The organism is Amorphoplanes friuliensis DSM 7358 (assembly GCF_000494755.1).
Taxonomy (GTDB): domain Bacteria; phylum Actinomycetota; class Actinomycetes; order Mycobacteriales; family Micromonosporaceae; genus Actinoplanes; species Actinoplanes friuliensis.
In genome coordinates, this window is record NC_022657.1 from 6,037,749 (window position 1) to 6,052,230 (window position 14,482).

A 14,482-nucleotide genomic window follows, 5' to 3' on the forward strand; every position below is an offset into this window, starting at 1 on the left:
CAGGCGATGTCACGTCCGCGATCCGAGGTGCGTGAGCGCCCGGCAGCGGTTTCGGCCCGTCCGGGCCTTTCGCGGTGGTTGCGCATCGGCGGCATCGTGGCAGCGGTCGTCGTGCTGGCGATCGTCGGGCTGCGGGGACGGTTGCCCGACCCGCGGGAGTTCCTCGCGGCGCTGGCCGGTGCGGATTACGGCTGGGTCGCCCTCGCCACCGTGCTGCAGGTCGTCTCGCTGGCCGCGTTCGCGTTCCAGCAGCGGCGGCTGCTCGACAATCTCGGGGTCCGGCTGCGACGACGGCGGATCATGGCGATCACGCTGGCGCGGTCGGCGCTGTCCATCAGTCTGCCGGCCGGGGCCGCGGTGTCGACCGCGTACGCCATCCGGGAGTACAGGAAAGCCGGGGTCGGCCGGAAGATCGGCGCCGCCTCCGCGGTGGTCTCCGGGCTGGCGTCGATCGGAGGCCTGACGCTGCTCTACCTGGCCGGTGGTGCGGGTCTGGTCGCCCAGAACCCTAGCGCTTTCCTGAGCTGGCAGCCGCTGGCGATCGTCGCGGGGATCGCTGTGGTCGCCGCGGGTGCCGTCGTGATCGGCCGGTGGCAGGCCGGCCGGCCGGAACGCGCGCGCACCCAGCCGTACGGGAAGGTCAGCCGGCTGGTGGCCGCAGGCCGTGACGCCTGGCAGAAGGGTGCGTCGCTGCGGGTGCGCGACTGGGCGGTGGCGCTGGCCTACGCGGCGGTCAACTGGCTCACCGACCTGCTCTGCCTGGCCGCCGCGTGCCGGGCGCTGGGGCTGCCGGTCGGCGTGACCACCCTCGCCGGGATCTACCTGGGTGTGCAGATCGTGCGGCAGGTGCCGCTGACCCCGGGCGGTGTCGGTGTCATCGAGACCGCCCTGGTCGCCGGGCTCACCGCGACCGGGGCGACCGCGGTCAGCGCCGCCGCCGCCGTGCTGATCTACCGGCTGCTCTCCTGCTGGCTGATCATCCCGGTCGGCGGCGCCGCCGCGGTCGCGCTGCGCCGGGCGACTACGGTGCCGGTGCGGCGGGCGTGACCTCGACGACCAGGTGCTTCGTCAGCGGCTGATCGCTCTGGGAGCTGTTGTCGGTGAGGGCACACAGGATGTTGAGCTCGGGCATGTACCCGGTGACGCTGCCGCGCGGGGTGTCGTAGGCGATCGCGCGGTAACCCCAGACCGAGCGCGTGCTGCCGTCGCGGGCGTGGCTGGTGATGTCGATCAGGTCGAACTCCGTCAGCCCCCGCTCGGCCATGTCCTCGCGGTTCATGAAGAGCAGCGTGCGGAGGTTCTTCACACCGCGGTAGCGGTCGTTGTCGGAGTAGATGGTGGTGTTCCACTGGTCGTGCGAGCGGACCGTGGAGAGCATCAGCCGGCCCTCCGGCGGGACCACGTCCGGCAGCGGCGACGGGTGGAACTCCGCCTTGCCCGACGGGGTGAGCCAGACGCGTTCGCGGGCGGGCTGGTCCAGCCGGAAGCCGAGCGGCTCGCGGACGCGTCGGTTGAAGTCCTCGAAGCCGGTGAGGGCCCGGGCCATCACGTCGCGGATCTTGTCGTAGTCCTCGGCGTACTCCTCCCAGGGTGTCGCCGACTCCGGCAGCGTGGCGCGGGCCAGACCGCACAGGATCGCGGACTCCGAGCGCAGCAGTGGCGACGACGGCTTGCGTTTGCCGTACGAGAGGTGGACGTAGCTCATCGAGTCCTCGATCGTGACGCCCTGCTCGCCGGTGGCCCGGACGTCCAGCTCGGTGCGGCCCAGGCAGGGCAGGATCAGCGCGTGACGGCCGTGCACCAGGTGGCTGCGGTTGAGCTTCGTGCTGACCTGCACGGTCAGCTCGGTGTTGCGCAGCGCCGCGAAGGTCGCCCGGGTGTCCGGCGCGGCCAGGGCGAAGTTGCCGCCGAGGCTGACGAAGACCTTCACCTGCCCGGCCGCCATCGCCTCGATGGTCGCGACCGTGCCGAGCCCGTGCTCACGCGGTGAGGTGATGCCGGTGGCGGCGTCGTGCTTGGCCAGCCACTCCTCGGTCGGGTGGTGGTTGACGCCGCAGGTGCGGTTGCCCTGGACGTTGCTGTGCCCGCGGATCGGCGACGGACCGGCGCCGCGGCGGCCGATGTTGCCGCGCAGCAGCAGCAGGTTGATGATCTCGCGCATCGTGTCGACGCTGTGTTCCTGCTGGGTCAGGCCCAGGCACCAGGCGATGATCGAACGCCGCGAGGCGATGTAGCGGCCGGCCAGGTCGCGGATGATCTCCTCGGCGACGCCGGACTGGTGGACGACGTCGTCCCACGGCGTGTCGTCGACCAGCTTGCGGTACGCCTCGTACTGGTCGGTGTGCTGCTCGATGAAGTGCTGGTCGACGGCGTCCTGCTCGAAGACGACCTTCGCCACGCCGCGCAGCAGCGCGAGGTCACCGCCGATGCGCGGCTGCACGTTCATCGTGCCCGTCTTCGTGGCCTGGAAGGTGCCCATCGCGACGAAGTCGTGCGGCACGATCGTGCGCCTGCTGGCCGCCTCGATCAGCGGGTTGACGTGCACGATCTCGGCGCCGCGGCGGGACGCCTCGGCCAGGGCGGTGAGCATCCGCGGTGCGTTGGAGGCCGCGTTGACCGCCATCAGGATCAGCAGGTCGGCCGACTCCCAGTCCTCGAGGTCGCAGGTGCCCTTGCCGGTGCCGATCGCGGCGGTCAGGGCCCGGCCGCTCGCCTCGTGGCACATGTTGGAGCAGTCGGGCATGTTGTTCGTCCCGAACTCCCGCACCCACAGCTGATAGAGGAACGTCGCCTCGTTGCTGAGCCGCCCCGAGGTGTAGAACGACGCCTCGTCCGGCCCGGACAGACCGCGCAGGGTGTCGCCGACCAGTGCGTACGCGTCGTCCCAGGAGATCGGGACGTACTTGTCGGAGGCGGGGTCGTAGCTCAGCGGCTCGGTGATCCGGCCCTGGTTCTCCAGGTCGAAGTCGTTCCAGCCGTTGAGCTCGGTGACGGTGTGTTTCGCGAAGAACTCGCCGTCGACCTTCTTGCGGGTCATCTCCCAGGTGACGTGCTTGACGCCGTTCTCGCAGAAGTCCAGGTGCAGGCCGTTGCGGTCGTCGGGCCAGGCGCAGCCGGGACAGTCGAAACCGTCCTTCTTGGCGCTGAGCTTGAGCTGGTTCATCTTGAGGACGGCGTGCGGGGCGCCGACGGGCTCGCGGGCGGCCGCAATGATCTTGCCGACGCTGCGGGCGGCACCCCAGCCGGCCGACGGGTGGTGGTCGTCGCGCTGGGAGAAGTCGCCGCCCCGGTTGGGCCCGCGACCGGTCGCCGGCGTTCCCGGTGCGCCCTGACCCTGCCGGTCTCCCGGAATCTCCGTCATGTCTGCTCCTTCGCCCTGCGTGCCCGCCTGGGGCCAAGCTTCCCCGTCCATGGTCATAAAGCCAACCGGAGCCGCGATCGCGACGGAAACAGTGGCCGCAGGGTCTTGTCAGCTGCGGATTCGGTGAAAAGATGTCTCCGCGAGGCGTGATATCTCTGCGGGAGGCCGGATGACCACCAAGAGTGTGCTGACCAACTTCATCGGCGGGGCCGCGGCCGAGCCGGTCGACGGGCGGTACGAGGACCTGATCGATCCGTCGACCGGCGAGGTGTTCGCCGCGGCGCCGGTGTCCGGTCAGGCCGATGTCGACCGGGCGATGGAGGCGGCGGCGTCCGGCTTCGAGATCTGGCGCGACACGACACCCAGTGAGCGCCAGCGCGCCCTGCTGCGGTTCGCCGACGCCGTGGAGGCCCGCGCCGACGAGCTGGTCGCCGCGGAGTCGCAGAACACCGGCAAGCCCCTCGGGCTGACCGCTAGCGAGGAGCTGCCGCCGGCGATCGACCAGATCCGTTTCTTCGCGGGTGCGGCCCGGCTGCTCGAGGGCCGCTCGGCCGGTCAATATCTCGCGGGTTACGAGAGCTACGTGCGACGCGAGCCGGTCGGCGTGTGCGCGCAGGTCACCCCGTGGAACTACCCGCTGATGATGGCGGTGTGGAAGCTCGCACCCGCGCTCGCGGCGGGCAATGCGGTCGTGCTCAAGCCCTCCGACACCACACCGGTCACCACGATCATGCTGGCCGAGATCGCCGCCGAGTTCCTCCCGCCGGGTGTGCTCAACGTCGTGGTCGGTGACCGCGACACCGGCCGCGCCCTGATCTCGCACCCGACGCCGGCGATGGTGTCGATCACCGGGTCGGTCCGCGCCGGCATGGAGGTCGCCTCTGCGGCCGCCGCCGACCTCAAGCGCACCCACCTCGAGCTGGGCGGCAAGGCCCCGGTCGTCATCTTCGACGACGCCGACGTGGAGGCGGCCGCCGCGGCCATCGCCGAGGCCGGCTACTTCAACGCGGGTCAGGACTGCACGGCCGCGACCCGTGTGCTGGCCGCCCCCGGTGTCTACTCCGACTTCGTCGCGGCGCTGGCCGAGCAGGCCCGCGGCACCCGCACGGGACCGCCGAGCGACGAGGACGTGCTCTACGGCCCCCTGAACAACGCCCGCCAGCTCGATCGCGTCGGTGGTTTCCTCGACCGGCTGCCCGACCACGCCAGCCTCGACGCCGGCGGCGCGCGGGTCGGCGACCGCGGCTACTTCTACTCCCCCACGGTCGTCTCCGGGCTCCGGCAGCAGGACGAGATCATCCAGGACGAGGTGTTCGGCCCGGTGATCACCGTCCAGCGCTTCACCGACGAGGACGAGGCGGTGCGCTGGGCCAACGGCGTCGAGTACGGCCTCGCCTCCTCGGTCTGGACCCGGGACCACGGGCGGGCGATGCGGATGACCCGGCGGCTGGACTTCGGCTGCGTCTGGGTCAACTGCCACATCCCCCTGGTCGCGGAGATGCCGCACGGCGGGTTCAAACACTCCGGCCACGGCAAGGACCTCTCCGTGTACGGGCTGGAGGACTACACCCGGCTCAAGCACGTCATGCACAGCGTCGAGTCATGACGTCCTCCGAGGAACTGCAGAAGCGCAGGCACTCCGCCGTCGCCCGCGGAGTCACGTCCGTGGTGCCGTCCTACGTGGACCGTGCGTCCGGCGGCAGCATCACCGACGTCGACGGCCACGAGTGGATCGACTTCGGCTCGGGCATCGCGGTCACCAGCGTCGGCAACGCGGCGCCCCGGGTGGTGGCCGCCGTGCGGGAGCAGGTCGAGCGGTTCACGCACACCTGCTTCATGGTCGCGCCGTACGAGTCGTACATCGCGGTGTGCGAGCAGCTGGCGACGCTGACACCGGGGTCGTTCGACAAGCGTGCGGCCCTGTTCAACTCCGGTGCCGAGGCGGTGGAGAACGCCGTCAAGATCGCGCGGCACGCGACGGGACGGCAGGCCGTGGTGGTGTTCGACCACGCGTACCACGGGCGGACCAACCTGACGATGGCGCTGACGGCGAAGTCCATGCCGTACAAGCACCGGTTCGGCCCGTTCGCACCGGAGGTCTACCGGGCACCGATGTCGTACCCGCTGCGCGACGGCGGGCTGACCGGCCCGGAAGCCGCGGCCCGGGCGATCGACGTCATCGAGAAGCAGGTCGGTGCCGCGAACGTCGCGGCGGTGCTGATCGAGCCGATCCAGGGTGAGGGCGGTTTTGTCGTCCCGGCCGCCGGGTTCCTGCCGGCCCTGGCCGCCTGGGTGCGCGAGGCCGGCGCGGTGTTCATCGCCGACGAGGTACAGACCGGTTTCTGCCGCACGGGCTCGTGGTTCGCCTGCGAGGACGAGGGTGTGGAGCCCGACCTGGTGACGACGGCCAAGGGCATGGCCGGTGGGCTGCCGCTGGCCGGTGTGGTCGGCCGGGCCGAGCTGATGGACGCGGTCCACCCGGGCGGGCTGGGCGGCACCTACGGCGGCAACCCGATCGCCTGCGCAGCGGCGCTGGCCGCCATCGAGACCATGCGTGAGCTGGACCTGAACGCCGCGGCCCGGCACCTCGAGGAGCTGTTCCGGCCCCGGCTCACCGCGCTCGCGGCGGACGACCCGGGAATCGGCGAGGTGCGCGGGCGCGGCGCGATGCTGGCGATCGAGCTGGTCAAGCCGGGCAGCATCGAACCGGACCCGCTGCGGACCGCCGCGGTGGCCCGGGCCTGCCACAGCGCGGGGCTGCTGGTGCTGACCTGCGGCACCTACAGCAACGTGCTGCGATTCCTGCCGCCGCTGGTGATCAGCGACGAGCAGGTGGCCCGGGGCCTCGGCATCCTCACCGAGTCACTGCTCGCGCATCGCCCAGGGTGAGCCGTACTCGACCAGTTTTTCCAGGAAGGGCACGGCGTCGAAGGCCTCCGGGCCCAGGACGCCGGCACCCCGCCACACCCCGGTCGCGAGCAGTTCCAGCGCCACGACCGGGTTGACGGCCGTCTGCCACACGACGGCCTGCGACCCGTACTCCCGCATGGACCACTCGTTGTCGACGACGTGGTAGAGGTACACGGTCCGCGGGTTGCCGTCCTTGTCCGTGCCGGAGACCAGCGTGCCTGCGCACGTGCTGCCGGTCATCCGGTCGCCCAGACCGGCCGGGTCGGGCAGGCAGGCCGCCACGACGTCACGCGGTGACACGGAGACACCGCCGACGGACACCGGGGCGGTCCGGTCCAGGCCCAGCTTGTGCAGGGTCTTCAGGACGTCGATGAACTCCTTGCCCAGGCCGTACTTGAAGGTGACCCGCCGCGCGTCGACCCAGCGCGGGATGAGCAGCACCTCCTCGTGCTCCACGTGCACACACTCGACCTCGCCGATGCCGCCGGGGAAGTCGAAGATCTCCGGCTCGCTCAGCGGCTCGGTGGTGAACCAGCCGCGGTCCTTCTCCCAGATCACCGGCGGGTTGAGGCACTCCTCGATCGTCGTCCACACCGAGAACGAGGGCGCGAAGTCGTAACCGGCGACGACCAGGTTGCCGCCGTCGCGGATCCCGATCTCGTCGATGCGCGAGAAGAGATGATCGGCGGCATATCGGGCGAAGACATCGGACAAGCCCGGTTCGACACCCATCCCGACCAGCGCCAGGCGACCGGAGTCGAGCCACTGACCGGACGCGGCGAACTGCTCGTCGCCGAGCTTCACGCCGGTCTTCTCGAACGGCTGCTCGGCGTGCGGGTGCGACAGCGACATCGCCATGTCGAGGTAGTCGGCGCCGGCGGCGTACGCGCCGTCGAAGATCGGCATGACAAAACGCGGGTCGACGGCGTTGAACACGTGCGTGATGCCGTGCTCGCGGCAGAGATCGGCCACGGCCTGCGCGGACGAGGCGTCGACCTTGGCAGCGACGAAGCCGCGGGACTCCAGACCGGACACTGCCGTCTGTGCCCGGGCGAAGTCGTGATCGGCCACCACAAAAAGGTCGTAAAAATCGCGGCGGGCCGCGATGCGGGTCGCGGCGGCGCCCACACCGCCGGCACCGACGAGCAATACACGCATGGCAGCGCCTCTCTCGACCAGGGGGTGCGCGGGTTGCGCCTACCACACCGAAAACGTGTTACGAGCACGTTAGCGCGACGGAAACACTTGTCAATGGCTCAGAAATCTGCGATAAACGCAGTTGCAAGGGCTTCACACCACCGACCCCCCGACCCCGGCGCACTCCCGGGAGCCCTGGCGACGGAATCAAGGGAGTGCTGGGAATCCGTCAACGGATTCCGTTGCCAACAACCGGACCTCAGGCCAGAATCGCTGCGTGACGGACCTGGCTCTGGACGATGTGAACAAGCAGATCATCGAGCACCTGCAGCGTGACGGACGCATGTCCTACGCCGCGCTCGCCAAGATCATCGGGCTGTCGGAGGCCGCCGTCCGGCAGCGCGTCCAACGCCTGCTGGACGGAGGCATGATGCAGATCGTCGCGGTCACCGACCCGCTGATGCTGGGCTTCGCCCGGCAGGCGATGGTCGGCGTCCGGGTGACCGGCAACCTGCGCCCGGTGGCCGAGGCCCTCGCCCAGATCCCCGAGGTCGACTACGTCGTCTACTGCGCCGGCGGTTACGACCTGCTCGTCGAGCTCGTCTGCACCGACGACGAGCACCTGCTGAGCCTGCTCAACGACTCCATCCGCGCGGTTCCCGGCGTCACCAGCACGGAGACCTTCATGTACCTCAAACTCGCCAAGCAGACCTACGCGTGGGGGACCCGATGACCGAAGACCTCTCTGCCTCCGCCCGCGACCACCTGTGGATGCACTTCACCCGCATGTCGTCGTACACCGGCGGCGCCACCGAGGTTCCCGTGATCACGCGCGGCTCCGGCCCGTACGTCTGGGACCAGAACGGCAAGCGCTACCTGGACGGGCTCTCCGGGCTCTTCGTGGTGCAGGCCGGCCACGGCCGCAGCGAGCTGGCCGACGCGGCCGCGAAGCAGGCCTCCGAGCTGGCCTACTTCCCGCTCTGGTCCTACGCCCACCCGACCGCGGTCGAGCTGGCCGAGCGGCTCGCCGGGCTGACCCCCGGTGACCTCAACCGCGTGTTCTTCACGACCGGCGGCTCCGAGGCGGTGGAGAGCGCGTGGAAGCTCGCGCGCAGCTACTTCAAGCTGACCGGCAAGCCGATGAAGACCAAGGCGATCTCGCGGACCATCGCCTACCACGGCACCACCATGGGCGCGCTGTCGCTGACCGGGCTGCCGCTGATCAAGCAGGAGTTCGAGCCGCTGGTGCCCGGCGCGATCAAGGTGCCCAACACCAACTACTACCGGCGTCCCGACGAGTCGATGAGCGAGGAGCAGTTCGGCATCTGGGCCGCCGACCGCATCGCCGAGGCCATCGAGTTCGAGGGCCCCGACACGGTCGCCTGCGTTTTCCTCGAGCCGGTGCAGAACGCCGGCGGCTGCTTCCCGCCGCCGCCCGGCTACTTCCAGCGGGTCCGCGAGATCTGCGACCGCTACGACGTGCTGCTGGTCTCCGACGAGGTCATCTGCGCGTTCGGCCGGCTCGGTGAGTACTTCGGCTCCACCCACTACGGCTACACCCCCGACATCATCACCTGCGCCAAGGGCCTGACCTCCGGGTACGTCCCGCTCGGCGCGATGATCGCCTCGGAGCGCCTGGTCGAGCCGTTCCTGCAGGGCGCAAACTCGTTCTCGCACGGTGTGACCTTCGGCGGGCACCCGGTCGCGTCCGCGGTCGCCCTGGCCAACCTCGACATCTTCGAACGCGAGGACCTCAACGGCCACGTCCGGGCGAACTCCGCGCTCTTCCGGTCCTACCTGGAACGCCTGACCGACCTGCCGATCGTCGGCGACGTCCGCGGCGACGGCTACTTCTTCGGCATCGAACTGGTCAAGGACAAGGCGACCAAAACGACGTTCGACGTCGACGAGTCCGAGCGCCTGCTGCGCGGCTTCCTGTCCAAGGCGCTCTTCGAGAGCGGGCTCTACTGCCGCGCCGACGACCGCGGCGACCCGGTCATCCAGCTCGCTCCCCCGCTGATCTGCGAGGAAGAGCACTTCGCCGAGATCGAGCACGCGCTCCGCGGTGTGCTCACCGAGGCCTGGACCCGGCTCTGAACGAATCCTTCTGGCTGGCGGCGACCGGCGAACCGGCCGCCGCCCGCGAGCCCCTGCCCGGCGACCGCAGCGTGGACGTCGCGATCGTCGGTGGCGGGTACACCGGGCTCTGGACCGCCTACTACCTCGCGCGGGCGGACCCGGGCCTGCGGATCGCGGTGCTCGAGGCCGAATACGCGGGCTTCGGCGCCTCCGGGCGCAACGGCGGCTGGTGCTCCGGCCTCTTCCCGGTCCCGGTCGGCAAACTGGCCCGCCGGTACGGACGAGAGCAGGCCGTGGCCATGCACCGCGCCCTCGCGGCCTCCGTGGACGAGGTCGGCCGGACCGGCATCGACTGCTCGTACGCCAAGGGCGGCACCATCGCCCTCGCCCGTTCCGCGCCACAGCTGCGCCGCGCCGAGGCCGAAGCCCGCGAAGCCGAGGAGTACGGCCTCGACGTGCGCCTGCTGGACGCCGCGGCCGCGAGCGAGATCTGCGGCGCGACCGGCGTGCTCGGCGCGACCTACAGCCCCGACTGCGCGTCGCTGCAGCCCGCCTCCCTGGTCCGAGGCCTGGCCGCGGCCGTGGCAGCCTCAGGCGTCGCGATCTACGAGAACACCCGCGCCCTGCGCCTGTCCCGCGGCTCGGTCGTCACCGACCACGGCACGGTACGTGCCGACGTCGTCGTCCGCGCCCTCGAGGGCTACACGGCGGGACTGGCCGGCCACCGCCGCACCCTGGCCCCGGTGTACTCGCTGATGATCGCCACCGAGCCCCTCCCCCAGTCGACCTGGGACCGGATCGGCCTGGCCCGGCGCGAGACCTTCACCGACCACCGCCACATGATCGTGTACGGCCAGCGCACCGCCGACGACCGACTTGCTTTCGGCGGTCGCGGTGCGCCGTACCACTTCGGGTCCAGCGTGCGGCCCGCCTACGACCAGTCGCCGCGCGTCTTCTCGGCGTTGCGGCGCACCCTGACCGAACTGTTCGGCATCGACCCGCCCATCGCGTACCGGTGGGGTGGCCCGCTCGGCATCCCCCGCGACTGGATGCCCTCGGTCGGCCTCGACAACGGCCTGGCCTGGGCCGGCGGCTACGTCGGCGACGGCGTCGCGGCAACCAACCTCGCCGGGCGGACGCTCGCCGACCTGATCACGGGCAATTTAACCGACCTGACCACGTTGCCCTGGGTCGGCCATCGTTCTCGGCCGTGGGAGCCGGAACCGGTTCGGTGGCTCGGCATCAACGCCGCCCTGCGCGGTGCGGGCTTGCGCGACCGCTGGGAACTTGCCCGCGAACGCTAACTTGAACCTGTTCAAGTAGGGCGGGTTCGAGGGGTGCGGCATGCGACTGACGATCTTCGGGGCTACCGGCGGGATTGGGCGCCACCTGCTGAGGCTGGCTGTCTCGGCCGGCCATGACGTCACGGTCGTGGTCCGTCATCCGGAGAACCTGCCACCCGACCTGATCACGTCGTCCGGGACCGTTGCCTCGGACCCGGATCGTGGGACGGTCTCGGGCGTGGCGCGGGATGCGGCTCGCGGGACAGGCTCGGCCGTGACGCAGGATCCAGCTCGCGGGACAGGCTCGGCCGTGACGCGGAACGCGGCTCGTGGAAGGGCTTCGGCCGCGACGCGGGATGTGAGTCAGGACGCTCGCCCCCGCGCAGAGTTGGCGAAGGCCCAACTTCACGGATATTGGGGCCGGGCTGCTGGCGGGGCGACGTCGGAACATGCCCGGGCACGGAAGGCCCAACTTCACCGAAGTTGGGCCCGGACCACCCCCAAGCCAACGTCGAAGCACGGCCGGGCCCGGGGAGCCCAACTTCTCGGATGTTGGGGCTGGGCTGCCGGCGGGCCGACGTCGGAACATAGCCAGGCACGGAAGGCCCAACTTCACCGAAGTTGGGCCCGGACCACCCCCAAGCCGGCGCCAGAACACGACCCGGCCCGGAAGACCCACCTTCACCGAAGTTGGGCCTGGGCTGCCGGCGAGCCGACGTCGGGGCATGGCCGCGTTCGAGTCGTGGTGGCGGATCTTGTCGGCGCGGATCCGGAGGTGGTGCGGGACGCGGTGCGCGGTGCTGATGCAGTTCTGTCGGCCGTGGGGGCGCGGACCGGGGCCGATGCGGGGGCCGGGGTGGCCCGGCGAAGCACCGAGGCGCTCGTCGAGGCGATGCAGGCCACCGGCGTGCGCCGGATCGTTGTTGTCAGTGCCGCGTCCGTGGGGACCGTGGCTTCGCCGGGCCGGCCGCGGCCGCCGCGGTTCAATCCGGGTGACGGGGTCGTGATGCGGCATGTCATCGCGCCGCTGGCCAAGGTGGCGTTCCGGCGGCAGTATGCCGATCTGGCCCGGATGGAGGACGTGTTGCGTGACAGCGCGCTGGACTGGACCGTGTCGCGGCCGCCGCGGCTTCTGGACGTGCGGCTGTGGCCGAGGTATCGGACGGCCGAGGATCGCAACGTGCGGACCGGGCTGTTCATCGCGCGGGCCGATGTTGCCCGGCACATGCTGGCGGTTCTGGACGAGCCTCGGACGGTGGGGCACACGCTCGGGATCGCGTACTGAAAAAATCGCCGGCATTTAGGTGCAGAACGGTGAGGGCCGGACGATGGGAGCCCCGACAGGCAGGCCGGAGAGAACAGGAGACATCATGGCGATCGAGCCCATCGGAGCGTCGCGGGCGAGCGACTACTTGCCGCGGATCGAACTGCAGCGCTCTCAGCAGAAGCTGACGTCCGACCTGGCGGCCCGGGCCGCCGAGAAGCTGGCGGTCGCCAACGAGATCGACTCGACCAAGGCAGCGAACGAGGCCCTGGCCGCGCGGCAGATGTCCGGGGGCCGGATCGACATGATGATGTGATTGCTCAGCCGAGGATCCACTTCTGGTGACTCGGCCCGGCGCACGTCACGACCTGGATCCGGACGCCGTTGCCGGCGTTGGCCACGGGCACCTCGACACACTTGTCGAGCTGGAGGCTCACCAGGTCGGCGGCGGCGTTGAGGGTGAAGCGCTGCAGGCCGCCGCCGGTGCAGGTGGCGAGCCGCAGCGCGCTCCCGTCCGCGGTGCCGGCCACCTCCACACACTTGCCCAGGACACGCAGCGTGCCGTCGGCGGGCAGCTGGAACTGCTGGCCCACCGTGCCGTTGCAGGCGAACGTCTGCAGGTTGAGGGTGGTTGCCGGGTCGCTGTTCGGGACGTCGACGCAGGTGCCGGTCGCCTGGTTGTGCAGCGACTGCCCGCCCGCGGCCAGCGGTGGTGGCGGTGGGGTGGTCGTCCGGGTACGGGTCGGCTTCGGTGCGGGCTTCGCGGACTTCGACGGGCGTGCGGACGCCGGGGCCGGGGCGGGTGCCACGGTGCTCGCCCGGAAGCCGTCGAGGACCAGGGCCAGTGCCGGCCGGCTGGCGGCCCAGGTGGCGTCGGGTGTGTGCCAGCCGATCAGGTACGCCCGGCGGGACTCGCTGACGAAGCTGCGGGTGATCGCGTGCATGGGCGTACCCGAGGGGCCGGTGTAGGTGAACTCGTGCTCGACGGCCCGGACCTGATAGTCGACCGCGGCCAGCGCGATCCGGGTGTAACCCGGCTTCTTGCGGGCCGGCTTCTCCCGGGTGCGCGTGTCGGCGAGCAGGTCGGACGGGGCGAACGTGAGCTCGTCGACCGAGAGCAGGCCCGGACCGTCCGGTTCACGGAACTCGACGTGGCGGCCGTCGCGGACCGTGAGCCAGCCGTCGGGAACCGGGACCGTGAAGCCGGGGCTGTCCCGGTAGTAGTGCCAGCCGGCGGCGGTGTGCCGGGACGGGTCGGCGGACGGCTGCTGCGGGGCGGCGCCGGCCTGCGCGCCGATCAGACCGGGGTTGGCCAGGACCACACCGACGCCGAGCGCGAGCACGGCCACACCGACCAGGGCACCGGCCGCGATCCGCAGACGGGACCTCCGCGGTTTCGGCGCGTCGTCCAAGATCGGGGTGGCGCCGCTCATGGGCCGGCTCATGGATGCGCTCGGCCGGCTCATGGATGCGCTCGGCTGTGACGGGGCGTTGCTGAAGGAGACCTCGCGGTCGAAGGACGATCCGCCGGAGGGCGGCGGGAGGGGCAGGCCGAGGCTCGGCTCGTCGCCGGCTGCCTGGAGCAGGAGGTGTTCCGCCTCCGCGGCACTGATCCGCGCCTCCGGGTCGCGGCGCAGCAGCCCTTCGAGCGCGGGGCGCAGCACACCCGCGTGCTCCGGCGCCGGGGGCAGCTCGGTGGTGAGCGCGGCCAGCGTCGCGATCGGGGTCGTCCGGGCGTACGGGGAACGGCCCTCGACCGCGGCATAGAGGGTCGCGCCGAGTGACCAGAGGTCGGAAGCGGGACCGACGGGGTGGTCCAGCGCACGCTCGGGCGCGAGGTAGGCCGGGGAGCCGAGCACCACGCCGGACTGCGTCATCCCGGGGTCCTCGGAGGCGGTCGCCAGACCAAAATCGGTCAGGACGACACGACCGTCGTGGGCCAGCAGCACGTTGGCCGGCTTGACGTCGCGGTGCAGCACCCCGGCCTCGTGCGCGGCGCGCAGGGCGGCGAGCACGCTCAGGCCGATGCGGGCGGCGCGTTCCGGAGCCATCGGGCCCTCGCGCCGCAACACCTGGTGGAGGGGCCTGGAGGCGATGAACTCCATGACGATCCAGGGGCGTCCGTCATAGGGCAGGACGTCGTAGATGCGGACCACGTTGGTCTGGTTGAGGCGGGCGATGGTGCGGGCCTCGCGCATCGAGCGCTCGCACAGGTAGTCCTGTTCCTCTTCGGACAGTCCGGGTGGCGGCAGGAGCTCCTTGATGGCGACGTCGCGGCGCAGCACCTCGTCACGGGCCAGCCAGACGCGACCCTGACCGCCCTGACCGAGCGGCCGGACGAGTCGGTAGCGGCCGCCGATCGGCTGCTGAGGCATGTCGGACACGCGAGAGACCGTACCGGTTCGCGCCCACCCTTGGGGCACCGGCGGGTCTCCGACTTGTATTGAC

At 70.9% G+C, this 14,482-nt stretch carries 11 protein-coding genes; 8 read left to right on the forward strand and 3 right to left on the reverse strand.

The window, feature by feature from the left end; all coding sequences use genetic code 11:
• The first annotated feature begins 6 nt into the window (after positions 1 to 6).
• Positions 7 to 1,047 carry a lysylphosphatidylglycerol synthase transmembrane domain-containing protein gene (locus AFR_RS27885; protein WP_084298156.1) on the forward strand — a complete coding sequence of 347 codons (1,041 nt, stop codon included), beginning with the start codon at positions 7 to 9 and terminating at the stop codon, positions 1,045 to 1,047.
• On the opposite strand, the gene AFR_RS27890 is transcribed toward AFR_RS27885, so the two are convergent.
• Positions 1,022 to 3,361 carry an FdhF/YdeP family oxidoreductase gene (locus tag AFR_RS27890; protein ID WP_023560153.1) on the reverse strand — a complete coding sequence of 780 codons (2,340 nt, stop codon included), beginning with the start codon at positions 3,359 to 3,361 and terminating at the stop codon, positions 1,022 to 1,024. The two genes, AFR_RS27885 and AFR_RS27890, sit on opposite strands and share 26 nt — an antisense overlap.
• A 169-nt stretch (positions 3,362 to 3,530) precedes the next feature.
• On the opposite strand from AFR_RS27890, the gene AFR_RS27895 reads away from it, so the two are divergent.
• Together AFR_RS27895 and gabT are read left to right on the forward strand one after the other, a co-directional pair.
• Positions 3,531 to 4,967: a gamma-aminobutyraldehyde dehydrogenase gene (locus AFR_RS27895; RefSeq protein ID WP_023560154.1), complete on the forward strand. Its 1,437-nt coding sequence runs from the start codon at positions 3,531 to 3,533 to the stop codon at positions 4,965 to 4,967.
• On the forward strand, positions 4,964 to 6,250 hold the full coding sequence (gene gabT / locus AFR_RS27900) for a 4-aminobutyrate--2-oxoglutarate transaminase (RefSeq protein WP_023560155.1): 1,287 nt from the start codon (positions 4,964 to 4,966) through the stop codon (positions 6,248 to 6,250). The genes AFR_RS27895 and gabT overlap by 4 nt, the downstream gene beginning before the upstream one ends.
• Here the strand turns inward: gabT and AFR_RS27905 are convergent.
• Complete coding sequence (locus AFR_RS27905) at positions 6,224 to 7,429, reverse strand: saccharopine dehydrogenase family protein (RefSeq protein ID WP_023560156.1); 1,206 nt, start codon at positions 7,427 to 7,429, stop codon at positions 6,224 to 6,226. The genes gabT and AFR_RS27905 overlap by 27 nt on opposite strands.
• 256 nt (positions 7,430 to 7,685) lie before the next feature.
• Between AFR_RS27905 and AFR_RS27910 the strand changes: the two genes are divergently transcribed.
• The 5 genes from AFR_RS27910 (at position 7,686) to AFR_RS27930 (ending at position 12,350) form a co-directional block, all read left to right on the forward strand.
• Positions 7,686 to 8,141: an Lrp/AsnC family transcriptional regulator gene (locus tag AFR_RS27910; protein WP_023560157.1), complete on the forward strand. Its 456-nt coding sequence runs from the start codon at positions 7,686 to 7,688 to the stop codon at positions 8,139 to 8,141.
• Positions 8,138 to 9,505: an aspartate aminotransferase family protein gene (locus tag AFR_RS27915; protein WP_023560158.1), complete on the forward strand. Its 1,368-nt coding sequence runs from the start codon at positions 8,138 to 8,140 to the stop codon at positions 9,503 to 9,505. The genes AFR_RS27910 and AFR_RS27915 overlap by 4 nt, the downstream gene beginning before the upstream one ends.
• Complete coding sequence (locus tag AFR_RS27920; protein ID WP_041841192.1) at positions 9,490 to 10,791, forward strand: NAD(P)/FAD-dependent oxidoreductase; 1,302 nt, start codon at positions 9,490 to 9,492, stop codon at positions 10,789 to 10,791. Before AFR_RS27915 ends, AFR_RS27920 begins: the two co-directional genes overlap by 16 nt.
• A 40-nt stretch (positions 10,792 to 10,831) precedes the next feature.
• Positions 10,832 to 12,055 carry an NAD(P)-dependent oxidoreductase gene (locus AFR_RS48485; RefSeq protein WP_202963955.1) on the forward strand — a complete coding sequence of 408 codons (1,224 nt, stop codon included), beginning with the start codon at positions 10,832 to 10,834 and terminating at the stop codon, positions 12,053 to 12,055.
• 85 nt (positions 12,056 to 12,140) lie between these two features.
• Positions 12,141 to 12,350, forward strand: coding sequence for a hypothetical protein (locus AFR_RS27930; RefSeq protein ID WP_023560161.1), 210 nt, complete (start codon positions 12,141 to 12,143; stop codon positions 12,348 to 12,350).
• Between the two features lie 4 nt (positions 12,351 to 12,354).
• On the opposite strand, the gene AFR_RS27935 is transcribed toward AFR_RS27930, so the two are convergent.
• Positions 12,355 to 14,409 (reverse strand): serine/threonine protein kinase, encoded by a 2,055-nt coding sequence (locus tag AFR_RS27935; protein ID WP_238547397.1) that lies wholly within the window; start codon positions 14,407 to 14,409, stop codon positions 12,355 to 12,357.
• Positions 14,410 to 14,482: the final 73 nt, after the last annotated feature.

Excerpts from the sequence above, each read along its gene's own strand:
- AFR_RS27885 (WP_084298156.1), top strand. The coding sequence starts at position 7 with ATGTCACGTCCGCGATCCGAGGTGCGTGAGCGCCCGGCAGCGGTTTCG.
- AFR_RS27915 (WP_023560158.1), top strand. The coding sequence starts at position 8,138 with ATGACCGAAGACCTCTCTGCCTCCGCCCGCGACCACCTGTGGATGCAC.
- AFR_RS27890 (WP_023560153.1), bottom strand. The coding sequence starts at position 3,361 with ATGACGGAGATTCCGGGAGACCGGCAGGGTCAGGGCGCACCGGGAACG.
- AFR_RS27895 (WP_023560154.1), top strand. The coding sequence starts at position 3,531 with ATGACCACCAAGAGTGTGCTGACCAACTTCATCGGCGGGGCCGCGGCC.
- AFR_RS27930 (WP_023560161.1), top strand. The coding sequence starts at position 12,141 with ATGGCGATCGAGCCCATCGGAGCGTCGCGGGCGAGCGACTACTTGCCG.
- AFR_RS48485 (WP_202963955.1), top strand. The coding sequence starts at position 10,832 with ATGCGACTGACGATCTTCGGGGCTACCGGCGGGATTGGGCGCCACCTG.
- AFR_RS27905 (WP_023560156.1), bottom strand. The coding sequence starts at position 7,429 with ATGCGTGTATTGCTCGTCGGTGCCGGCGGTGTGGGCGCCGCCGCGACC.
- AFR_RS27935 (WP_238547397.1), bottom strand. The coding sequence starts at position 14,409 with ATGCCTCAGCAGCCGATCGGCGGCCGCTACCGACTCGTCCGGCCGCTC.
- gabT (WP_023560155.1), top strand. The coding sequence starts at position 4,964 with ATGACGTCCTCCGAGGAACTGCAGAAGCGCAGGCACTCCGCCGTCGCC.